The sequence below is a fragment of the Janthinobacterium breve genome (genome assembly GCF_051380895.1).
Lineage (GTDB): Bacteria > Pseudomonadota > Gammaproteobacteria > Burkholderiales > Burkholderiaceae_D > Janthinobacterium.
On record NZ_JBNYXY010000005.1, the window covers coordinates 198,069 to 218,384 of the forward strand.

Sequence of the window (20,316 nt, forward strand, 5' to 3'; positions counted from 1 at the left end):
CCGGCGGGCGGACGGATGTTAAGATGCCATCATGACCCTATCCGTCTCCCTCATCATCAGCCTGCGCCGCCTGCACCGGGCCACCATGGCCTGGCTGGTCAGCTGGTGGCGCATGCTGCATTTTGCCACCCTCGTGTTTTCGCTGGCGCTGTCGCCATCGAGCTATAACCGCGACAACCGCCCCATCCTGGCGCACCGCCTGGTGACGAATACGGCGCCCAACCTGGTGTGGTTCAGCGTCGCCTGCGCGCTGGTCAGCCTGGTGCTGATCCGCATCGTCGTCGTCAGCGCGCAAAGCTACGGCCTGTCGCGCTATGCGCTGGAAATGGTGGTGCGCGTGCTGGTGCTGGAACTGATCCCGCTGACGGCCGCCCTGTTCGTGGCCCTGCGCCTGACCCTGCCCGACGGCATTGCGTTCGCGCAAATGCGCTCAAGTGGCGTGCTCGACACCATGCAGCGCCAGGGCGTCGACCTGCTGCGCCGCGAATACTTTCCGCGCGTCATGTCCGGCATCTTCGCCGTGTGGATGCTGGCCATCGTCAGCTGCGTTACCTCGCTGATCCTCGCCTACATCACCATCTACGGTTTTACCCCGTGGGCACTGCAAGGCTACACGCGCGTGGTGGGGCAAATCTTCAATCCGGCCGTGGCCCTGATCCTGATGCTCAAAGTCATCTTCTTCAGCTTTGCCGTGGCCCTGATACCGCTGGCTTCCTCGTACTATCCGGACGAGCCGCACGGCCGGCGCAACCGCCTGTGGGCCGCGCACGGCCTGTCCGAGATGCTGCGCCTGTTTTCCGTCATCCTGCTGATCGAAGTGGCTTCGCTGATGGGCAATTACTACTGATGCCCCGCCCGCCACCGCCAGCGATCCCGAACCACCCATACGAGAGCCAGAAGCCATGAGCCAGAGCCAGCCCCCCAATCCCGACCAGATCGACGTCACGGCGTCTGCCGGTCTCACGCAAGATGCCGTGCTGCCCGCGCCGCCGCCCGTGCGCCACGCCGAATTGAAGGCAGCCATCCTGCTCGTCTTCATGTTCGTGCTGGTGGTCGGCTCCGTCGTCTACCTGATGTATGCGCGCGGCGCCTTCGAAGCCACGCAAACGCTGGTGCTGACGACCGACGATTCCGACGGCGTGGGCGTGGGCGCCGACCTGACCTTTTCCGGCTTCCCCATCGGCCGCGTGCAGCGCATCGAACTGGCACCGGACGGCAAGGCCCGCGTCATCGTCGACGTGCCAAGGAAGGATGCGCACTGGCTACGCAGCAGCTCCATCTTCACCCTGGAACGGGGCATCGTGGGCGGCGCCAAACTGCGCGCCTACAGTGGCATCCTGACGGACCCGCCGCTGCCTGACGACGCCACGCGCGACCTGCTGGTAGGCGACATGGCGGCGGAAATCCCGCGCCTGCTGGCCGCCGCAAAGGATTTGCTGAACAACGTGGCCAGCCTGACGGGCACCGATTCCGCCCTCGACGGCACCCTGCGCAATGTGCAGGCCGTCACGGGCAAGTTGAGCGGCCCGGGCGGCGCCATGGGCTTGCTGACGGGCGACGACAAACAGTCGCGCCTGCTGGTCGAGCGGGCCAACGCTCTATTACTCACGGCGGACCAGCTGGCGCGCCGCACGGATGGCCTGGTGGCCAATGCCGACACGCGCGTCTTCGGCGACAAGGGCGTCATGACGGATGCGCAGGCAACCATCGTGCAGCTGAACGCCCTGCTGGCCGACACGCGCGCCAGCCTGAAAAAGGTCGACGCCGTGCTGGTCGAGGCGCAAGCCGTGGGCGCCAACGCCAGGGCGGCGACAGCCGACCTGGGCCCGCTGCGCGCGGACGTGGAAAGCAATCTGCGCAAGGTCGAGCAGCTGGTCAATGAAATCAACCGCAAGTGGCCGTTCAAGCGCAATCCGGAGATCAAACTGCCATGAAAATGTCCCGCCTCACCATCGCCGCCCTGCTATCCACCATGCTCGCCGCCTGTTCCAGCGGCCCGCCCGTGCCGGACTGGAAGATGAATGCGCAAAGTTCCGTCGAACGCTTTCAAGCGGCTTATTTGAGCGGCAACGCCCTGGTCGAACAGACGGAATTCCGGCGCGCCCGCAGCCAGGTGGCCGGCACGGGCAAGCTCGAGCTGGTGGCGCGCATCGAACTGCTGCGCTGCGCCGCGCGCGTGGCCAGCCTGGCCTTCGAGGACTGTGCCGGCTTTGACGCGCTGCGCGCCGATGCGAATGACACCGACCGCGCGTATGCGGCCTACCTGGCCGGCCAGGTGCAACCGGCCGACATCGCCCTGCTGCCGGAAGCGCAGCGGGCGGCAGCCAGCGCCAGCTCGGACACGGCCGCCGCCAGTGCCGTGGCGGCCATCAAAGACCCGCTGTCGCAGCTGGTGGCGGCCGGCGTGCTGCTACGCGCCAGCCGCGCCACGCCGGACCTGCTCGATACGGCTGTGGCCACCGCCTCGGATCAGGGCTGGCGCCGCCCGCTGCTGGCATGGCTGGGCGTGCAGCGCCTGCGCGCCGAACAGGCGGGCGACACGCAAGCGGCGCAGCACATCGCGCGGCGCATGGCGATCGTGGAGCAGCCGCTCGCGCCTTGAGTATGCAGATGACGGCCCAAGCCAGGCAGAATCAGGCATAATCGAGCCAGCATGGCATCCATGCCGTGCAGGCAGCGAGGTAAGACCATGCAGTTTGAGGATTTCGACCTTTCCACCCCCGATGCCGTCCGGCATGCCGGGGCAGCGCCTGGCGAGGATGCCTCGGCCGGCACGGCCGTGCGCCTGCAATACCTGCTCGACAATACGCCCTCCATCATCTATTGCACCGTGCCCAGCGGCGACTTCAAGATGACCTTTGTCAGCAACAATGCCTTGAATGTGCTGGGCTACGCGCCCGAGGAGATGGTGGCCGACCCGAATTTCTGGTTCGACCACATCCACCCCGACGATGCGCCCGGCATCTTTTCCAGCCTGGCGCAAATTTTCGTCGAAGGCGCGCGCGCGTATGAATACCGTTTCCGCGTGCGCGACGGTAGCTACCTGTGGATGCACGACAGCCTGCGCCTGGTGCGCGACGAGCATGGCGTGCCGTTCGAGGTGATCGGTTCACTGACGGATATTACCGAACGCAAGCGCATGGAAGCGATGCTGCAGGCGCGCGGCGAAGAGCAGCAACTATTGATCAGCAAGCTGCAGGAAGCGCACGACCAGCTGCTGCAATCGGAAAAGATGGCGTCCATCGGCCAGCTGGCGGCCGGCATCGCGCATGAAATCAATAACCCGATCGGCTTCGTCAACTCCAACATGAGTTCGCTGCAAGGCTATGTGGGCACCCTGTTCGGCGTGATCGCGCAGTATGAAACGGCGATGCGCGAGGCGCTCGACGGCCCGACCCTGGCGGCGCGCGTGGCCCAGGTGCGCGGCCAGGCCGACCTGGCCTTCCTGCAGGACGACATGGTGGACCTGGTGCGCGAATCGATGGATGGCTTGAAGCGCGTGCGCGACATCGTGCAGGCGCTGAAGGATTTTTCCCACGTGGGCGAGACGGACTGGCAGGTCGCCAGTCTGCATGCAGGCCTGGACAGCACCCTGAACATCGTCGCCAACGAATTGAAATACAAGGCCCGCATCGAAAAACAGTATGGCGAGCTGCCGCCGATACTGTGCCTCGCCTCGCAGCTGAACCAGGTGTTCATGAACCTGCTCGTCAACGCGGGCCAGGCCATCAGCGGCGACGGCGTGATCAGCATCCGCACGGGCCATACGGACGGCTGGGTGTGGGTGGAGATCGGCGACACGGGCGCCGGCATCGCGCCCGAGCACCTGCACCGCATCTTCGAGCCGTTCTTCACCACCAAGGCCGTGGGCAGCGGCACGGGCCTGGGCCTGTCGCTGTCGTACGGCATCGTCAACAAGCACGGCGGGCGCATCGAAGTGGTGTCCGAAGTGGGCCAGGGCACGCGCTTTACCGTGCACCTGCCCGTATCACCGCCGGCGGCCCAGGCAGCGCCCTAGCCTTCCTTTATGGGGGCATACACGCGGATGCTGAGGCGGCCGCCATTCTTGCCTTCAAAGTCGAGCAGCTGGGCGATCACGCGGGCCGTCAGCACGTGTTCGGCCGCCAGCAGCATCAGACCATCGCGGCTGATCAGGTCGCGCGACAGCACCATGCCAGGTTCCAGCTGGCCCGACAGCACGGTCAAGTCGCGCGCGGGCGGTTCCGTCTCGTCCATGATGCTGCGGAAAGCGGCCACCACGGCCGGGTCATAGCGCTTGCCGACGCTGTCGTAGATCAGGGTGCGGGCCTCGTCGGCGCGCAGGCTGCGCTGCACCATGGCGCCGATCTGCAAGCCGTCATAGTCCGACGCCAGCGCCAGGATGCGCGCGCCCAGCGGAATGGCCAGGCCCACCATGGCATCGGGAAAGCCGCCACCGTCGAAGCGCTCCAGTTGCGAGCGCAGGATCACGGAGACGGCGCGCAGCTCGTCCAGCGCCATCAGCAATTGTTCCGCGCGCAGCGGATGCTTGCGGAACGCAGCCAGCTGTTCGCCCGTCCAGGCGCTGGCCGGCAGTTCCAGCACATCGTCGCTCAGACTGAGCTTGCCAATATCCTTGAGCAGGGCCGCGATGAACACGTCGCGCGCCGCTTGCCCTTCCAGGCCCATCGCCTGCGCCAGCTTGCGCGCCAGCTCCGCCACCCGCCGCGCATGGCCGGCCAGCTTGCCGCCGCGCATCTCGATCAGGTTGGAAAACACCTTGATGGTCGTCACGAACGTGGCCTTCAGACGCTCATTGGCCGCCTGCACCTCGTCGTGCGACAGTTTCAGCTGCTGCGTGCGCGTGGCCACCTTCGCTTCCAGGCTGGCGTTAAGCGCCTGCAGCTGCACGTTCTGGCTGGCCGTCAGCACTTCCAGGCGCAGTTTTTCCTGTTCCAGCGCGCGCCGTTCCAGCGCGTGGCGCACCACCAGCACGATATCGTTCTCGTCCCAGGGCTTGGTCACGTAGCGGTAAATCTCGCCCTGGTTGATGGCGTCGAGAATGGACTGGATGTCGGCATAGCCCGTCAGCAGCAAACGCATGGTGTCGGGCCAGCGCTGTCGCACCTGGGCCAGGAATTGCGCGCCATCCATGTGCGGCATGCGCATGTCGGAGATGACCAGGTCCACCGTCTCGGTCTCGAGCAGGGCCAGGCCTGCCGCGCCGCCGTCGGCCGTCAGCACGCGGTAGCCGTGCGGGCGGAACAACCGCCGCAGCGACGACAGGATGTTCGGTTCATCGTCGACACACAGGATGGTCGGCGGCGCGGCCGCCGTACTGGTGCTCATGCTGTCCTGCTCATTGATGGTCATGGTATGGCGGCCTGCGCCTGGCGCACGGGCAAGGTGATGCGGAAGGTGGTGCCGCGGCCGATGATGCTGCGCACGTCGATGCGGCCGTGGTGCTTTTGCACCGTGCTGTAGGCCAGCGACAGACCCAGCCCCGTGCCCTTGCCGACGGCCTTGGTGGTGAAAAAGGGGTCGAAGATGCGCGACAGGTGTTCGGGCGCGATGCCGCCGCCCGTGTCCTCGATCTCGATCCATACTTCCGTCGCGTTGTCGCTGCCCGTGCGCAGGGTGATGCGACCGCGCGCCTCGCCCATGGCGTGGGCCGCATTGACGACCAGGTTCATGATCACCTGGTTCAGCTCGGAAGGCTGGCATTCGATATCGGGAATGTCGCCATATTCGCGCACCACGTCGGCCTTGTACTTGACCTCGTTATTCACGATATTGAGCGTGGTATCGATGCCCTGGCGCAGGTCGGCCCAGACCCACTCCTGGTGCGCATCCGTGCGCGAAAAATCCTTCAGGTCCTGCACGATGCGGCGCACGCGTGAAATGCCTTCCTTCGACTCGCCCATCAGCAGCGGAATGTCGGTGCGCAGGAAGTCCAGGTCGATCTGTTCGCGCAGCGCACGCAGGCGCGCCGCCACCACCGGGTCGGCGACGGCCGGCTCGGCTTCCTCGTAAGCGTCGAGCATGCTGAACAGGTCGTCCAGATAGCCTTCCAGCGTGCCAACATTCGAAAACACATAGCCGATGGGATTGTTGATCTCGTGCGCCACGCCGGCGGCCAGCTGGCCGATCGAGGCCAGTTTTTCCGACTGCAGCAACTTTTGCTGGGCCAGCGACAGCTTGCTGTTCAATTCCGTCAGGGCCAGGTTACGCTCGCGCAATTCCATATCGGCAATCTGGCGCTGTCGGATATCGTCGGCCAGGCGCTCGTTCATTTCGGCCAGCTGGGCCGTGCGCTTGGCCACCAGGTGTTCCAGGTTGTCGTGCGCCTTGCGCAGCGCCAGTTCCGCAATGCGCCGCTCGCTCACGTCGCGCAAGGTTTCGATGGCGCCCACCAGACGCCCTTGACGGTCGCGCAGGGGCGCCGCCGTAAAGTGCAGCCAGTGGCCGTCGGGGCCGATATCGGCAAAGAAATCCTCGGCCTCGAAAGCGCCGGGGATCACGGGAGAGCGCTTCAGCTTGCCAAGATAGAGGTCATTTTCGCCGAGCGCGATATCGTCGGCCACCAGCAAATCGGCCAGGCAGGCGCGCGGCTGCGGATAAAACGCCTTCCAGTGGTCACGCGTGCCGACCATCTCGGCGGCCGTAAAGCCCAGCAGCTGTTCGCAGGCGCTGTTCCAGTGCGTCACCACGTGGTCCGTATCGATGGCGAAAGTGGCCACAGGATGGCCATCGAAGAATGCCGATAGCGCGATGGAATCGGTCTGGCGGCGTTCCGGCGTGGCGGGCAGCGCCTGCCCTGCGTCTATTTCCATGGCCTCTTTCTTGTTCATGCCAGCATGATCCGCGACATTTCATCAAAGGTATGTTCCGTTTGCAGCAGCAGCGCAAACCAGGCTTGCTCGTCCAGAGCCAGGCTGCGCCAGACTGCGGGCGAAACGGGCGGCACCAGTGCGTCGTCGATACCGGCCAGATCGAGCGCAAGGGCGACGGCATTGGCCATATGCACGGCCAGCGGCAAGCCGCCCGCCTCCAGCCGGTCGATGGCGTGGTGGTCGGCCACCGCCTGCTGTATCGCCTCGGGAAACTTCCAGTAAGCGGCCAGGGCGCTGCCCACCTGCGCGTGATCGATGCCGATGACGGCCAGTTCGGCATCGGCCATCTGGCAGTCATGCGCCTGGCGGTAGCTGCGCACGAGCGCATGCTCGGCCGGGAAGCGCGTCACCAGCACCAGCGTGCCCAGGTCGTGCAGCAGGCCGGCCGTGAACGCCGTTTCGGGATTGACGCGCAGGTGCGGCGCCAGCAGGCGCGCAGCGATGGCCGTGGCCAGCGAATGGCGCCAGAACGCCTGGAAATCGAAGCCGCCGTTCACCGGCGCGAAGCTGCCCGTCAGGGCGCAGGCCGTGACGACGGTGCGGATGCTGTGAAAGCCCAGCACGGAAACGGCTTGCGGAATGCTGGTGACCTTCGATTGCATGCCGTAGAACGAGGAATTGGCGATGCGCAAGGTCTTCGCCGCCAAAGCCTGGTCCAGCTCGATCTTTTGCGCCAGCACATGCACGTCCGTATCGTCCTGGTCCATGCTCGACAGCAGTTCCAGCACGACCACCGGTAGCGACGGCAATTCCTGGATCTGGCGGATGATATGTTCAAAACTGAGCCGTGTCATGCCCCGCTCCCTTGCCGGTAGCGCTGCAGCAGCGCCAGCAGTTCCGCCCCCGCGGAGTCGGGCGGCGTGGCGCGAAACAGCACGGCCAGCCGTTCCAGGCGGCGCACCCGTTCCTGCTCGGCATGCGCCTGCGCGGCCGGGTCAAACGCCGCTTCCATGACGACGTAGCAGCGCTCCACATTGCGCCGGCGCAAGGCCGTCAGGCTGGCCGCCGTCAGGGTTGCGCCCTGAGCCAGCAGCACGGCGCCGCTGGCGTCGTTCAGCGCCTGCGCCAGCACCATGCCTTCCTGTGCCTGCTCCATGGAAATCTCGCGTCCGCTTTCACTCACGCTTTCACTCATGTACCAACTCCATGACGACTCAGGGTGACCAGGCTGCCGCGCGAGCGCGAATGCAAGCCCATGGGATGGACGGCCACGGCATACGGCTGGCCATCGATGGCGGCCAGGCAGGGCGCGCCCTGCCCGTCGAACAGCTGCGGCAGGACCAGCGCCGCCTCGTTGCCCAGCAAGGCCGCGCCCCGCTCGAACAGATTTTCCGCCGCCGCGTTGATGAAGGCGATCATGCCATCCTCGTCGAGTCCGATCACGGGCAAAGGTAAGAATTGCAGCAATTCGCGCGCAATGCCCAGGCTGACCTCGTCGCGGCTGATCTGGTGCTGCTGCTGGCTCACCAGCGCCTGCATGGCCGCATTGGCGGCCGCCAGCGCCTGGTTGGCGTCACGCAGCTGGACATTCAGGCGCACATTGTCATCGTCGATGCCCTTCAGGCGGAAGGCTTCGGCGATATGCTCGCGCAACTGATGGTCTTCCCACGGCTTGGTGAGGAATTTGAAGATGGCGCCCTCGTTGACGGCATCCGTGACGGCCTGCAATTCGGTATAGCCCGACAACATGATGCGTATGGTTTGCGGACACAGCAGCTTAGCCTTGCGCAGGAAGTCAGCGCCCAGCATGCCGGGCATGCGCTGGTCCGACACGATCACGTCGACCGCATGCCTGGCCAGCACGTCCAGCCCTTCCTGGCCGCTGCCGGCCGTGAGGATATGGTAGGCATCGCGCCGCAGCAGGCGCTTGAGGGAAGCGAGGATATTCGGCTCGTCATCGACCAACAGCAAGGTGCCCGGCTGCACCGCAGCCTGCTGCACGGCATCCGCCGCCAGCACCGCAGTCCCTGGCATACCATGCTCGTCGTGCACATCCATCGGACCATCCTCTCATCGCCACAGCGATATGGGAGCTTGCCTGGAGCGGTAATCTGCCGCGCGGCACAATCTTGCGCGGCAGCCAGCTTGCGCTGAAATTATACGACTAAATGTTCCTGTATGGCACTTATCCGGCACTTATCCGCGCCGTGCCGGGCAAGGTGTGTCGCGGTAAAACACAAAGCCGCCCAGGCCGATGGCTTGCGTATCGTCCTTCACGGCGTACACCAGCGTGTTCCTGGCCGCCTCGACCCTCAGCAGATTCTTGTGCAACACCGTTTGCGCGTGCGCCAGTTCCAACGATGGCGTCGGCGCCAGTTCCAGGCGCAGTTCGGACGCAGCCGCATCATACGCCCAGCGACCCGGGTTGAAAAAGGCGAAGCCGCCGTCGAAACGCAGGCTGCCATCCTTGAACTGGGTCAGGCAAATACCGGGAAATTCGCTGGGCGGGTTGTACCAGGTGGCGGCCACGGCCGCATCGGCCGACGTCTTACCCGGCATCTGCATGCCGCTCGTGCCATTGTTCCCGCCCATGCCGGCACAGCCCGCCAGCGCCAGCGCGCAAGCCAGTGCGCCCGCGCGTTTGATGAATGTCATGTGCATTCCCATCCCCTTGCTTTATAGAAACACAATCTTAGTCCGGGATGGCTGGCCGTTCAAGCGGCTAGCGCACATAAGGCGGATTTAATTACCCTCGGCCGCCCTGGCAGCCCTGGCAGCCATGGCTGCAGCTTCGCGCAATTTGTCTTTCTTGCTTTTACGCGCGCCCTTCACGCCGCCATTCACCGTGTCCGTGACGGTGCTCACCGGCGCGGGCAATTCCGTCGGCTCGAAACCGGCCACCACTTCGCGCACGATGCGCAAGTCGTTGCGGTTTTCGATCAGGCGGAAATGCGCTTCCGTGTCGGCAGTCACAAAACTGATGGCCGTGCCGCTTTCGCCGGCGCGGCCCGTGCGGCCGATGCGGTGCGTGTAGTCGATGGCAGAACGGGGCAAGTCGTAATTGACGACGGCCGGCAGCCCGGCGATGTCGATGCCGCGCGCGGCCACGTCGGTGGCCACCAGCACCTGCAAACGCCCCGCCTTGAAGTTGGCCAGCAACTGGCTGCGCGTACCCTGGCTGAATTCGCCATGGAAGGCGCCCACGTGCAGGCCCGCGCGCTGCAGCTTGTCGGCCACGTGTTCGGCCGCGTACTTGGTGGCGACAAACACCAGCACCCTGTCCCACTGCTGCTGCAGGATCAGGTAGCGCAGCAACTGCGTGCGGCGCGGCACGTCGACCGTGATGGCGCGCTGCACGATGTCGGGCTTGTCCTGCGGTTCGGACGCCACCTCGATGCGCACGGGTTCCTTGAGCAGGCTGTCGGCCAGCGCCTGCACGCTGTCGGGGAAGGTGGCGGAGAAAAACAGGTTTTGCCGCTGCTTGGGCAGCAGCGCCAGAATCGCGTTGATTTCCTCGCTAAAACCCATGTCCAGCAAACGGTCGGCCTCGTCGAGCACGCACAGCGACACGCCGCCCAGTTTCACGGCGTTCTGGCGCACCAGGTCCAGCAGGCGGCCCGGCGTGGCGACGACGATATCGGCGCCGCCGCGCAAGTCCATCATCTGCGGATTGATCGACACGCCGCCGAACAGCACGGAAATCTTCAATTTGACGGGCAGCGGCTTGGCCAGCGCGTGTACCGTCTGCCCCACCTGCGCCGCCAGCTCGCGCGTGGGCACGAGGATCAGCGCGCGCACCTGGCGCGGGCCGGAAGCGGGCGCCATCAGCGCCTGCAGCAACGGCAGCGCGTAGGCGGCCGTCTTGCCGGAACCCGTCTGGGCCGCCCCCAGCACATCGCTGCCACGCAGGATGGCGGGAATGGCGGCCGCCTGGATGGCCGTCGGCGCGGCATAGCCGGCCTTGTCAACGGCGCGGACCAGGGCGGGAATCAGACCCAGTGAGGAAAATGGCATAGCGGGCCTTCTTGTATATTCGTAAAGTGAGACCGGCCGCGAATGGCGGCCGGTCGGAATTGCGACAGTATAAGGCAGACCGCTACTGACGTGGCATTTGCAGCTTCGGAAAGCCGGCTTCGTCATAGCCTGGCATGCCGCGGCGGATCGCGTGCGAAAAATCCGCGTCGTCATTCGCGGCCCGCGCGCGCGCCGTGATGTGGCCGCCGTCACGCAACTGCTGGAAGGTAAAGCCCGGCACCAGGCCCTTGACGTCGAACAGATAGCGGTCCAGGTAGCCCGAGGCCATCAGCCGGTAGTCGAACGGCAGGCCCGGCACGATGCGGCGCACCATCTCGAAGACGATGGTGGTGCAGTTGGCCGTCAGGGTATTGTAGAACTGCGGCTTGGCCTTCAACGCTTGCGCTTCGTCCAGGTAGGCCAGGAACAGCGAGCGCATGGCCGCTTTCGGCATCATCACACGGTACAGATGCATGTCTTCGCCCCGCGCATTCGTGCGCACGCGCAGGATGTCGCGCTCGTCGGCAGCGATCAGGCTCATCTCGAAATGCTTGAAAAAGCCACCGATGGCGGAAAAGCTCTCGCCCTTTTCCTTGCGGATCTCGATGGAAAACGTCAGGAAGCGGCCGTCGGCAAAGCCGAACGAGATCAGGGTATGCGCAATGTAGGGGCCCGTCCAGTATGACAGCGCCGTATCCACCGTGCGCAGCTCGTCGAGGTCGTAGCTGCGCTGCTCCCACTGGACCGTATAATCGTCATCGCTGCGCCAGTCGAAATTGCGCACATTGTCCAGGGTAACCCGATTGCCCGTCACCTTGCCCGTGACATTGCGCGCCACGTCGTCGGCCCACACGCGCTGCTGCTTCGGCGTGATCAGGCTCCACCACAAGAGCAGCAGCACGAAACCGGCTGCATACGGCAGCAGCACGCGCACATCGCCGCGCGTCCACCACAGCACCACGCTGGCCACGCCCAGCGCACCCCACAGCAGGGCGCCGATGGCTTGCGCCGCCGTGCCACCAGAGAGCTGGTACCACAGCGCCAGCGCACCCCACAGTGCAGTCAACAGGAGAATCAGTGAAACGGCCATTTTGCCGATGCTGCCCAGCACGGAGCGGGCACGAGGTGATAAGAAAGTCATGCCCTGATTATAAGGGCAAGCGCAGGAACAGGTGCGTCCAGGCAAGTACTGCTGCAACAGGCTGTGGCCGCAAAATCATTGCTTGCCTGCTAATTTATTTCATGAGAGCATATTGCCCAAATAAAATGTATAGACAAGACAGGCCGCCCCTGCAGCCTTGCCTTGCTCATTCCAGGAGACACCTTTGCAAGCCCCTTCCCTGTACGCCCTCGCCGGCAGCCTCAATTCCCTCTTCATCGTCGTCAGCCTGCTTGGCCTGTGGTCGCAGCTGCAAAAGATCTGGCGGCGCAAGCGCGATGCCGGCATTGGCGCCGGCAAGACGACGGACATCCTGTCGATCAACCAGTTCAGCGTCAGCTTCCTCGCTTATTGCGCGTTCTTTGTGTACGGCTATTCGATCACGCCGTTCAACCATTACATCGTCTGGCCGCGCCTGATCGCTGCGCTGATCGCGCTGGGCATCCTGTATGAAATTAACCGCGACCGCGGCAGTTTGACATCGCGCAATGCGCTGCTGGCCTGCGCGCTGCTGCTGGGTGCGGGCGTGGCGGGGCTGGCCTTCGGCCCCACGTTCAGCGACGAAAAGCGCGTGCTGTCGCAAAGCCTGATCGTCGCCGTCACCGTGCTGCTGGCGCAAGGCTATGCGCACCAGATCCGCTTGATCTGGCGCTCGGGCAAGACGGGCGCCGTATCGTTGACAATGAGCCAGTTCATCCTGGCGATGGATATCAGCACCATTTTCTTTGCCTGCGTCATGGGGCTGAAAACAGGCTGGCCCCTGTTGCTGCTCGCCTGCGTCAGCGCCACGACCAAGCTGATCATCATGTGGCTGTTCCGCTGGGAGAAGACCAGTCCCGCCGCGCAGATCAAACGGCAGGCGCTGGCCTGAGGCTAGAATAAGGGTCTTGCCACCTTTGTTGAAAGGGCCGCCATGCAACTGTCCCCCGCCATCCCTATCCTGCGCAGCTTTTCCGAAGCCAAGGCGCGCGAGTTCTACCTCGATTTCCTCGGTTTTACCCTGGACTGGCAGCACCGCTTCGAGCCCACGGCGCCGCTGTACCTGCAGGTGACGCGGGGCGATCTGGTGCTGCACCTGTCCGAACACTACGGCGACGCCACGCCCGGCGCGGCGCTGCTGATCCCCGTCGATGACATCGCCGCCCTGCACGCGGAGCTGCAGGCCAAGGATTACCCGTATGCACGGCCCGGCGTCCGCGACGAGGACTGGGGCCGCATCCTGGAAGTGGCGGACCCGTTCGGCAACCGGCTGCGCTTCTGGCAGCGCAGCACATAACGCTATTGCCCGCTCAGCGCGCGCATTTCCGCATACAGGTTCGCCTTGCCCTCGAAACCAATGCCGACGAGATCCGGCATGGTGATGTGGCCGTTTTCCACGCGCACGCCATCGGGAAAACCGCCGAACGGCTGGAATAAATCCGGGTACGATTCATTGCCGCCCAGGCCCAGGCCCGCGGCGATATTCAAGGACATCTGGTGCCCGCCGTGCGGAATGCAGCGGCTGCGCGACCAGCCGTGCTGGTGCAACATGTCCAGGATGCGCAGGTATTCCACCAGGCCGTAGCTGAGGGCACAGTCGAACTGCAGCCAGTCGCGGTCGGCGCGCAGGCCGCCGTAGCGGATCAGGTTGCGCGCATCCTGCATGGAAAACAGGTTTTCGCCCGTCGCCATGGGCTTGTCATAGTAGCTGCGCAAGGTGGCTTGCAGCTCGAAGTCGAGCGGATCACCCGCCTCTTCATACCAGAACAGGTCATACTGGCGCAGCGCCTTGGCGTAGGCGATCGAAGTGTCCAAATCGAAGCGGCCGTTCGCGTCCACGCACAGCTTCTGCCCATCCTGCAGCACTTCCATGATGGCGTCGATGCGGCGCAAGTCCTCGTCCAGCGAGGCGCCACCGATCTTTTTCTTGACCACCGTGTAGCCGCGGTCGACATAGCTGCGCATCTCGTCCTGCAGGGCGGACAGGCTCTGGCCCGGATAGTAATAGCCGCCCGCCGCATACACGAAGACTTTTTTATCGGGCACGCCCGTGCCGTGGCGCTCGGCCAGCAACTGGAACAATGGCTTGTTTTCGATCTTCGCCACGGCATCCCAGATGGCCATGTCGATGGTGCCGATGGCTACCGAACGCTCGCCGTGGCCGCCCGGTTTTTCATTCGTATACATGCAGTCCCACACCTTGTGCGGGTCGAGGTTGGTGCCGTCATCCGTGACGAGCGAGGCGGGGTCGGCGTCGAGGATGCGGGGAATGAAACGCTCACGCATCAGCATGCCCTGGCCATAGCGGCCATTCGAATTGAAACCATAGCCGACGACGGGCTTGCCGTCGCGCATCACATCCGTGACGATGGCCACCAGGCTCAACGTCATCTTCGTGAAATCGATGTAGGCATTGCGGATGGGCGACGAGATGGGGATGGTCTTTTCGCGGATGTCGACGATTTTCATGCGGGTCTCCTGTCATTGAACGAATAACACGAGAATATCGTTAAACCAAGTCGTATAATCGACTGTAATTTAAACCATTCTTCACTTGAAGTTAACAATGAAAAGCGACGCCACCACGGAAATGGCCTTTTTTGTGCTGCTGGCCAAGCTGGGCAGCCTGTCGGCCACGGCGCGCGAGCTGGGTATCACGCCGCCGGCCGTCAGCAAGCGCCTGGCGCTGATGGAGCAGCGGCTGGGCGTGCGCCTCTTGAACCGCAGCACGCGGCGCATCAGCCTGACGGGCGACGGCGAAAGCTATTTGCAACAGGCGCGGCACATCCTCGACGATATCCGCGCCATGGAAGAGTCCTTGGCCAGCGGCAGCGCCGAACCGCGCGGGCTGCTGCGCGTGAACGCCACCCTGGGGTTCGGCCGCACGGTAATCGCGCCCCTGCTGTCGCAATTCGCCCTGCGCCATCCGCAGCTGGAAGTGCAGCTGCAACTGACGGACAGCCCCATCAACCTGGTGGAACAGGCATATGACCTGGGCATCCGCTTCGGCGACTTGCCCGACACGCGTTTGTCGGCGCGGCGCATCATGTCGAACCGGCGCTTCCTGTGCGCCTCGCCCGCCTATCTGCAGGCGCACGGCACGCCGCAAACCCCCGACGAACTGGCGCAGCACCGCTGCATCGTGCACCGCCAAAACGATGACGCCTACGGCATCTGGCGCCTGAGTAAGGGCCGCGCCACCCACACCGTCAAGGTGCGCGGCACGGTGTCCAGCAACGATGGCGACGTGGTGCTGGGCTGGGCGCTGGACGGGCACGGCATCCTGCTGCGCTCGGAATGGGATTTGGCCCGCTACCTCGACAGCGGCCGCCTGCGCGTGGTGCTGGCCGACTACGCGCTGGCGCCAGCCGACTTGTATGCCTATTACCCCAGCCGCCACCAGTTGCCCGCCAAAGTGCGCGCTTTTATCAATTTTCTCGGCCAGCAGTTGCAGCCGGAAGCGGCCACGGCGGTCGAATCAGGTTAAACTACAATATTGCGATATGGCAATATTATGAAGGAGTAAGTTTTGCTAGTCATACTCGGATTTCTCGTCGTGCTGTTTTCCGTCTTCGGCGGCTTCGCCATGCAGGGCGGCCACCTGGCGGCCCTGTTCCAGCCGCTGGAATTGCTGATGATCGGCGGCGCCGCGCTGGGCACCTTCTTTGTCGGCAATGACGCCAAGGCCATCCGCGCCACATTCGCCGCCCTGCCCACCCTGTTCCACGGTTCGCAATACACGAAGGCGCGCTATATGGAACTGATGGGGCTGATGTATGAAATCCTCAGCAAGATCCGCAAGGAAGGCTTGATGTCGGTCGAGGACGATATCGACGACCCGTACCGCAGCCCCATCTTCGTGAAATACCCGTACACGCTCGGTGACGAGCACATCCTGGAATTCATCACCGATTACCTGCGCCTGATGGTGTCGGGCAATATGGACGCTTACCAGATCGAAAACCTGATGGATAACGAGATCGAGACGCACCATGAAGATGCGGAAATGCCGATCCAGACGATTTCGCAGCTGGCCGACGCCATGCCCGCCTTCGGCATTGTCGCCGCCGTGATGGGCGTGGTGCATACCATGGCGTCCGTGGGCTTGCCGCCGGCCGAGCTGGGCGTCCTGATCGCGCAGGCGCTGGTGGGCACCTTCATCGGCATCCTGCTAGCCTACGGCTTCATCGCGCCGCTGGCCAGCTTGCTGCGCCGCAAGCACCATGAAACGGCGAAGATGTACCAGTGCGTGAAAGTGACCTTATTGGCCAGCCTGAACGGCTATGCGCCGGCGCTGGCCGTGGAATTCGGCCGCAAGGTCATTTCCGCCACGGAACGCCCCTCGTTCAGCGAACTGGAAAACCACGTGCGCCAGGTGCGCACGAAGAACTGATTGGGCCTGCTTCACTTGCTCGACGCGTCAGGCTTCCGGCGCCGTCCAGACCAGGTTCCACAGGTGGCCATCGATATCTTCGAAGCCCTGGTCGTACATGAAGCCATGGTCCTCGGGCGGATGCGGTATGCGGCCACCGGCAGCTAAGGCCTTGGCGATCAGGCTGTCCACCTCTTCCCGGCTTTCGCAACTGAGGCAAATGACGACTTCATTGGCTTGCCTGGCATTCGCCACCGGCTTGTCGATCAGGGACTGGAAGAAGGGTTCGCTCGTCAGCATGGCCTGGATGGCGCCGTCGACGATATTCATGAATGCCGCGTTCTCGCCGCTAAAACGGGGATTGAAGGAAAAGCCGAGAGCGGCAAAGAAGGCCTTGGATTTGTCCAGGTCCTTCACGGGCAGGTTGAGGATGATCTGTTTGTTCATGGCACCTCCTTGCGGTTAAGGTGAAATCGGCAATCGGTGCCTCATCCCTGCGAGGGATGACGGCACACAAAATCGACACACTTGCGAAGAATAGTTCCTCTAATATATCAATAAAAGTGACGGCAAGACGACGTGATCGATGCCATGCACGCAAGACCGGCATTCTTTCCAACTCTTTCTACTTGAGACAGACTCCGGCCCGTCAAGACCTTACATCATCTGACAGCGCCTGTCAGCGCAAGTCTGCGATAAGAAATGTTGGTACTGATGAGGATGGGCAGTTCAGCACCGCTTTGACATGTGCCTTGCTTTTTTCATTGGCCAGAATTGAGTGAGCAATTTCGTCTTGTATCGGAGTAGGCATGTTTGGAGTGAATTTTACGGTGTATATGGCAGCTTTTGGCCGACAAGCGCCTTATGAATTCTTCTGCAGGATCAACAACAACTCTTGCGTGTCCTGTGTGCTCAAGTTTCGAGTACCGTTATCACTCGCAGAAGGCGCGTGAACAACGACCGTGTGCTTCCAATAGTCGCTCGTATTGAAAAAGTCCACTCGTGAATGTGTGCCGTCTGGATGAGTCAGCACTACGGAGAGGCTCGGTGGTGGCGGTGACACTAACAGCTTATTCCAACCATCACGATGGTGTTGAAGCCACGTGTCGAGTTTTACAATTTGAGAGCTGTTTAAGCTCCATTCCTCGGGCGGCCGGCCATCGACGTTAAGGGCGAACTGGCCCATAAAAAGGCCGCCGTCGACGACGTTCGCAGCAACGACGGATGGGATCTCTTCGCGACAGCCTGTAAGAGCTGCGGATAGCAGTAGAAGTATAAGTAATTTCCGCATCTTAATAGCCTCCTAAATTGGCACACATTTCACCATCGCAACGGGTAAATACGATCCATCCCTACAACTTACGAACGGCTGGTAATGGCCGAATTCAGCCCATCGTCCACGAACTATATCGGGTCTAAGTCCATGGGAAATTGGCTAGCTCGCTGCCACTGCTCTTTATCGAGGTCTTCCGTCAAATCACGCAGACGCCAAGCCCTGTTCAAGTGCGCAAACACATGGCCGAGGTCAATGCGAAGATGTACCTCACCGTAGTCAGCCTCGCTACTCATCTCGGATATGAGCGTGGTCAAGTGTGCTTGCGCGTCTTCAAGCTCGTACATCAGTGTGGCCCATGCTGCTGGAGTGCTTTCTTTACTAATCATAGGGCAACCTCAATTTGCACTTCAAGAACGTTGTGAACTTCCGCTTTTGGCCGGTTGCGGTCGTCGGAAGGTTCCGCTCCTTAGCGGACGCCTCTTGCGTCACTAATCAGGCTTTTTGCCTGCGCCGAGCCGCTCCACTGCTGAATGCTTGTGCCCAGTTGCCGCTTCCAGACTGCCGGCACGGCCCAGCCCAAAGGCAGGCATGTTGACATATACGCTCTCGTAAGCCCCGGCAGCTACGGCGAAGGTTTCGTGCCAGATGCCGACTGTTCCATCAGTACCGACAGATTGATTGAACGCCTTCCACGCAGGCAGATGAGCCGCCTGCCTACTGGTGGCATAGGTCATCAATTGGTCCATCGAGCGCCAGTACTGAACCATAATAAGCGTCCTTGAAAACCACATCTCCGCATGCAGCAAGCCCAACTCCGGCTGACGCCGCAGCTCGCTGATCATGCGTGGCATCGCGGCGGCAACTGGCCACCACTTGTGCACCTTCCATGGCTGATTAAGACGCATGCCAATGAGGAAAACGACAAAGTCGCCGTCGATCGTTGCGGTGAGCCGTTCACGGTGAATCATGCTGCTCCTTACAAACGAGTGTAATTGTCCGCTTCTGGCCGATTGCGGTCGTGGGCAGGTTCCGCCCCAAAGCGAACCCCTGTCTAAAGCTGGTAGCCGCATTTTATCGCACGGTTCCGCAAGCTAACTATTCTGATGTGCAGGTCAGCCGAACAGTTCCTGTTCCCAATATTCGAACGGCGGATCGACCACGTACGTCGAGTCACAGTAGCTACGGATATATTGCGCAGCTCGCTCCTCCGCGTATCCTGCGTTCGTTGGCACCCCATCATCGGAAAGTTCAATCACGTTCGCGAAGATTGCGTAGGCTTGCTCCATCAGGCTTGGTGATTCGAGTATCGCTGAACGGTAATCGATTCCCTCAAGCAAAGGGAGCCCAACAGTTCTATTTGCTATCCAAAAACTGAACGTCCGTAGTGCTCCAGAAAATTCAGGGCTCAGTTTTTTCGGAAACCGGAGCGAGTTATCTGCAGGTTCTTTCTTAGAAAACAATTCTATCACTACTCCATTTACTGCAAGGTCTGCTCCCGGCCGCCAACGGCCGGTGAGCATAACGAATTACCACGCGAGAAAAGTCACGCATTGTCAAGTCAACGCGAATAGCTGCTCCTGGTCGGTTGCTGTCGTTGGCAGGTTCCGCCCCATTGCAGCCATTCCTCAGCAACTAAGAGACTAGCTTCGCTTTCGCTCTGTGAGATTTGAGATTGTGACCACGACATTTCTCGATTTTCGGTTGACCCGTGCAGTACTGATTACCACCGCGTCAGCTGGCTTTTCTGCGGCGATGTACAGCTCAAAAATTCGGTCGTCACCATCGAAAAACGTTCCAAGGGTTAGATTTTTCGCCCACTCCTCGGGCATTGGTTCGTATCCGTCGAGCGCAGTACGAGTCGCCACTCGGGCGATTTCCTGCAGCTCGTCTAATTTCTTCGGTGCTGTCGATATGCCTGAAACTCGTTCCATTGTTGATCTTACGTTTCACACGGACTGGAATGAATGGCCGCTTTTGGCCGACTGCTGTCGTTGGTAGGTTCCGCCCTAAATAGCGGACAGATGCCATTACATGTTGGCGATCCAATCTTCAAATTCTTTCGCCAAACCTGGCGGATTGGCCAATCGAGTTTGTATAGCAATCTCGTCATAGTATTCGAGTTCATGCACGAGAATCGGGATCGGGCGTGAAAAGTACTGTTCGATAACGCCATTTTCATGAAGTGCCTGTGCGATCCGAACGCATGCGTCTACAAAGTAGGCGGTGATGTCGCTTCCAATACGCATACACCGATCAAAGTCGGCTTCCTCATCTTCATCTGAGTACCAAAGCCCTCGTGCCTTCAGAAGCTCTTCCAGCAGTTGGCCGCCTTCCGTACCGGGCTCACCAATGTATTTCAATTCGTTCTGGAGCCAAAAGGCGAAGTTCCATTTCGCTTCTGCGGAATCGGACGCTGAGGACGTGCATTCCGTCAAATGCGTCAATGTATTGTAGCCAAGTTGCAGAACCGGATAACGCGGATCGTCGTCGTTATCGTAAATGAAGAATGACAATGCGTAGATATCCGGAATGGTCGACGCATCGATGTTTGCCAACGCGGCACTAATGTGGCAGTAAGAGATTTGTTCAAAATTATTCATAGGCTTCGTTTCCTCGTGTGGACATACGGATTCGATATCACGGCGTCCGCTTCGGGCCGCCAGCGGCCCGTGAGCATAACGAATTACCAAGCGAGAAAAGTCAC

General features: G+C 61.9%; 22 protein-coding genes. 8 read left to right on the plus strand and 14 right to left on the minus strand.

The annotated features are described in order from the left end of the window. The first annotated feature begins 31 nt into the window (after positions 1–31). The 4 genes from ACQ4W0_RS11195 (at position 32) to ACQ4W0_RS11210 (ending at position 4,018) form a co-directional block, all read left to right on the plus strand. Positions 32–847: an MlaE family ABC transporter permease gene (locus tag ACQ4W0_RS11195; RefSeq protein WP_436576786.1), complete on the plus strand. Its 816-nt coding sequence runs from the start codon at positions 32–34 to the stop codon at positions 845–847. A gap of 55 nt (positions 848–902) precedes the next feature. Beyond that, entirely contained in the window at positions 903–1,934 is a 1,032-nt protein-coding gene (locus ACQ4W0_RS11200; protein WP_436576787.1) for an MlaD family protein, read from the plus strand. Then, entirely contained in the window at positions 1,931–2,602 is a 672-nt protein-coding gene (locus ACQ4W0_RS11205; protein ID WP_436576788.1) for a hypothetical protein, read from the plus strand. Before ACQ4W0_RS11200 ends, ACQ4W0_RS11205 begins: the two co-directional genes overlap by 4 nt. Before the next feature lie 87 nt (positions 2,603–2,689). Beyond that, the gene (locus ACQ4W0_RS11210; RefSeq protein ID WP_436576789.1) at positions 2,690–4,018 is read left to right on the plus strand and encodes an ATP-binding protein; all 1,329 of its coding nucleotides are present in this window, start codon (positions 2,690–2,692) and stop codon (positions 4,016–4,018) included. On the opposite strand, the gene nosR is transcribed toward ACQ4W0_RS11210, so the two are convergent. The 8 genes from nosR to ACQ4W0_RS11250 all read right to left on the minus strand — a co-directional run bounded on the left by nosR (position 4,015) and on the right by ACQ4W0_RS11250 (position 11,967). After that, positions 4,015–5,352 (minus strand): response regulator c-di-GMP phosphodiesterase, NosR family, encoded by a 1,338-nt coding sequence (gene nosR / locus ACQ4W0_RS11215; protein WP_436576790.1) that lies wholly within the window; start codon positions 5,350–5,352, stop codon positions 4,015–4,017. The two genes, ACQ4W0_RS11210 and nosR, sit on opposite strands and share 4 nt — an antisense overlap. After that, entirely contained in the window at positions 5,349–6,812 is a 1,464-nt protein-coding gene (locus tag ACQ4W0_RS11220; RefSeq protein ID WP_436576791.1) for an ATP-binding protein, read from the minus strand. Before ACQ4W0_RS11220 ends, nosR begins: the two co-directional genes overlap by 4 nt. Before the next feature lie 14 nt (positions 6,813–6,826). After that, positions 6,827–7,666 carry an HDOD domain-containing protein gene (locus ACQ4W0_RS11225; protein ID WP_436576792.1) on the minus strand — a complete coding sequence of 280 codons (840 nt, stop codon included), beginning with the start codon at positions 7,664–7,666 and terminating at the stop codon, positions 6,827–6,829. After that, complete coding sequence (locus ACQ4W0_RS11230) at positions 7,663–8,007, minus strand: hypothetical protein (RefSeq protein WP_436576793.1); 345 nt, start codon at positions 8,005–8,007, stop codon at positions 7,663–7,665. The genes ACQ4W0_RS11225 and ACQ4W0_RS11230 overlap by 4 nt, the downstream gene beginning before the upstream one ends. Continuing rightward, a complete protein-coding gene (locus ACQ4W0_RS11235; RefSeq protein ID WP_436576794.1) occupies positions 8,004–8,846 on the minus strand; it encodes a response regulator in 843 nt (280 codons plus the stop codon). The genes ACQ4W0_RS11230 and ACQ4W0_RS11235 overlap by 4 nt, the downstream gene beginning before the upstream one ends. Before the next feature lie 162 nt (positions 8,847–9,008). Next, positions 9,009–9,467: a hypothetical protein gene (locus tag ACQ4W0_RS11240; protein ID WP_436576795.1), complete on the minus strand. Its 459-nt coding sequence runs from the start codon at positions 9,465–9,467 to the stop codon at positions 9,009–9,011. 87 nt (positions 9,468–9,554) lie between these two features. Continuing rightward, positions 9,555–10,826, minus strand: a complete 1,272-nt coding sequence (locus ACQ4W0_RS11245; RefSeq protein ID WP_436576796.1) for a DEAD/DEAH box helicase — start codon at positions 10,824–10,826, stop codon at positions 9,555–9,557. A gap of 82 nt (positions 10,827–10,908) precedes the next feature. Next, positions 10,909–11,967 (minus strand): Lnb N-terminal periplasmic domain-containing protein, encoded by a 1,059-nt coding sequence (locus ACQ4W0_RS11250; RefSeq protein WP_436576797.1) that lies wholly within the window; start codon positions 11,965–11,967, stop codon positions 10,909–10,911. 184 nt (positions 11,968–12,151) lie between these two features. Here ACQ4W0_RS11250 and ACQ4W0_RS11255 point away from each other — a divergent pair, with 184 nt between their 5' ends. Together ACQ4W0_RS11255 and ACQ4W0_RS11260 are read left to right on the plus strand one after the other, a co-directional pair. Then, complete coding sequence (locus tag ACQ4W0_RS11255) at positions 12,152–12,856, plus strand: hypothetical protein (protein WP_436576798.1); 705 nt, start codon at positions 12,152–12,154, stop codon at positions 12,854–12,856. Positions 12,857–12,898: 42 nt separating this feature from the next. After that, entirely contained in the window at positions 12,899–13,261 is a 363-nt protein-coding gene (locus ACQ4W0_RS11260; protein ID WP_436576799.1) for a glyoxalase superfamily protein, read from the plus strand. A 2-nt stretch (positions 13,262–13,263) separates the two neighbouring features. Here the strand turns inward: ACQ4W0_RS11260 and ACQ4W0_RS11265 are convergent, their stop codons facing one another. Continuing rightward, positions 13,264–14,433: a mandelate racemase/muconate lactonizing enzyme family protein gene (locus ACQ4W0_RS11265; RefSeq protein ID WP_436576800.1), complete on the minus strand. Its 1,170-nt coding sequence runs from the start codon at positions 14,431–14,433 to the stop codon at positions 13,264–13,266. A gap of 97 nt (positions 14,434–14,530) precedes the next feature. On the opposite strand from ACQ4W0_RS11265, the gene ACQ4W0_RS11270 reads away from it, so the two are divergent. Further along, on the plus strand, positions 14,531–15,451 hold the full coding sequence (locus ACQ4W0_RS11270) for a LysR family transcriptional regulator (RefSeq protein ID WP_436576801.1): 921 nt from the start codon (positions 14,531–14,533) through the stop codon (positions 15,449–15,451). 42 nt (positions 15,452–15,493) lie between these two features. Further along, positions 15,494–16,357, plus strand: a complete 864-nt coding sequence (gene motA, locus ACQ4W0_RS11275; RefSeq protein WP_070255446.1) for a flagellar motor stator protein MotA — start codon at positions 15,494–15,496, stop codon at positions 16,355–16,357. Between the two features lie 27 nt (positions 16,358–16,384). Here the strand turns inward: motA and ACQ4W0_RS11280 are convergent, their stop codons facing one another. From ACQ4W0_RS11280 to ACQ4W0_RS11300, 5 genes are all read right to left on the minus strand, one after another. Further along, complete coding sequence (locus ACQ4W0_RS11280; protein ID WP_436576802.1) at positions 16,385–16,783, minus strand: VOC family protein; 399 nt, start codon at positions 16,781–16,783, stop codon at positions 16,385–16,387. A 1,317-nt stretch (positions 16,784–18,100) separates the two neighbouring features. Continuing rightward, on the minus strand, positions 18,101–18,580 hold the full coding sequence (locus tag ACQ4W0_RS11285; RefSeq protein ID WP_436576803.1) for a DUF4188 domain-containing protein: 480 nt from the start codon (positions 18,578–18,580) through the stop codon (positions 18,101–18,103). 144 nt (positions 18,581–18,724) lie between these two features. Then, a complete protein-coding gene (locus tag ACQ4W0_RS11290) occupies positions 18,725–19,132 on the minus strand; it encodes a DUF7677 family protein (protein WP_436576804.1) in 408 nt (135 codons plus the stop codon). Between the two features lie 120 nt (positions 19,133–19,252). After that, positions 19,253–19,543: a hypothetical protein gene (locus tag ACQ4W0_RS11295; protein ID WP_436576805.1), complete on the minus strand. Its 291-nt coding sequence runs from the start codon at positions 19,541–19,543 to the stop codon at positions 19,253–19,255. A gap of 96 nt (positions 19,544–19,639) precedes the next feature. Continuing rightward, positions 19,640–20,212 carry a hypothetical protein gene (locus ACQ4W0_RS11300; protein WP_436576806.1) on the minus strand — a complete coding sequence of 191 codons (573 nt, stop codon included), beginning with the start codon at positions 20,210–20,212 and terminating at the stop codon, positions 19,640–19,642. Positions 20,213–20,316 lie beyond the last annotated feature (104 nt).

Excerpts from the sequence above, each read along its gene's own strand:
- ACQ4W0_RS11195 (WP_436576786.1), top strand. The coding sequence starts at position 32 with ATGACCCTATCCGTCTCCCTCATCATCAGCCTGCGCCGCCTGCACCGG.
- ACQ4W0_RS11200 (WP_436576787.1), top strand. The coding sequence starts at position 903 with ATGAGCCAGAGCCAGCCCCCCAATCCCGACCAGATCGACGTCACGGCG.
- ACQ4W0_RS11205 (WP_436576788.1), top strand. The coding sequence starts at position 1,931 with ATGAAAATGTCCCGCCTCACCATCGCCGCCCTGCTATCCACCATGCTC.
- ACQ4W0_RS11210 (WP_436576789.1), top strand. The coding sequence starts at position 2,690 with ATGCAGTTTGAGGATTTCGACCTTTCCACCCCCGATGCCGTCCGGCAT.
- nosR (WP_436576790.1), bottom strand. The coding sequence starts at position 5,352 with ATGACCATCAATGAGCAGGACAGCATGAGCACCAGTACGGCGGCCGCG.
- ACQ4W0_RS11220 (WP_436576791.1), bottom strand. The coding sequence starts at position 6,812 with ATGGAAATAGACGCAGGGCAGGCGCTGCCCGCCACGCCGGAACGCCGC.
- ACQ4W0_RS11225 (WP_436576792.1), bottom strand. The coding sequence starts at position 7,666 with ATGACACGGCTCAGTTTTGAACATATCATCCGCCAGATCCAGGAATTG.
- ACQ4W0_RS11230 (WP_436576793.1), bottom strand. The coding sequence starts at position 8,007 with ATGAGTGAAAGCGTGAGTGAAAGCGGACGCGAGATTTCCATGGAGCAG.
- ACQ4W0_RS11235 (WP_436576794.1), bottom strand. The coding sequence starts at position 8,846 with ATGCCAGGGACTGCGGTGCTGGCGGCGGATGCCGTGCAGCAGGCTGCG.
- ACQ4W0_RS11240 (WP_436576795.1), bottom strand. The coding sequence starts at position 9,467 with ATGACATTCATCAAACGCGCGGGCGCACTGGCTTGCGCGCTGGCGCTG.
- ACQ4W0_RS11245 (WP_436576796.1), bottom strand. The coding sequence starts at position 10,826 with ATGCCATTTTCCTCACTGGGTCTGATTCCCGCCCTGGTCCGCGCCGTT.
- ACQ4W0_RS11250 (WP_436576797.1), bottom strand. The coding sequence starts at position 11,967 with ATGACTTTCTTATCACCTCGTGCCCGCTCCGTGCTGGGCAGCATCGGC.
- ACQ4W0_RS11260 (WP_436576799.1), top strand. The coding sequence starts at position 12,899 with ATGCAACTGTCCCCCGCCATCCCTATCCTGCGCAGCTTTTCCGAAGCC.
- ACQ4W0_RS11265 (WP_436576800.1), bottom strand. The coding sequence starts at position 14,433 with ATGAAAATCGTCGACATCCGCGAAAAGACCATCCCCATCTCGTCGCCC.
- ACQ4W0_RS11270 (WP_436576801.1), top strand. The coding sequence starts at position 14,531 with ATGAAAAGCGACGCCACCACGGAAATGGCCTTTTTTGTGCTGCTGGCC.
- ACQ4W0_RS11280 (WP_436576802.1), bottom strand. The coding sequence starts at position 16,783 with ATGAACAAACAGATCATCCTCAACCTGCCCGTGAAGGACCTGGACAAA.
- ACQ4W0_RS11285 (WP_436576803.1), bottom strand. The coding sequence starts at position 18,580 with ATGATTCACCGTGAACGGCTCACCGCAACGATCGACGGCGACTTTGTC.
- ACQ4W0_RS11290 (WP_436576804.1), bottom strand. The coding sequence starts at position 19,132 with ATGCTCACCGGCCGTTGGCGGCCGGGAGCAGACCTTGCAGTAAATGGA.
- ACQ4W0_RS11295 (WP_436576805.1), bottom strand. The coding sequence starts at position 19,543 with ATGGAACGAGTTTCAGGCATATCGACAGCACCGAAGAAATTAGACGAG.
- ACQ4W0_RS11300 (WP_436576806.1), bottom strand. The coding sequence starts at position 20,212 with ATGAATAATTTTGAACAAATCTCTTACTGCCACATTAGTGCCGCGTTG.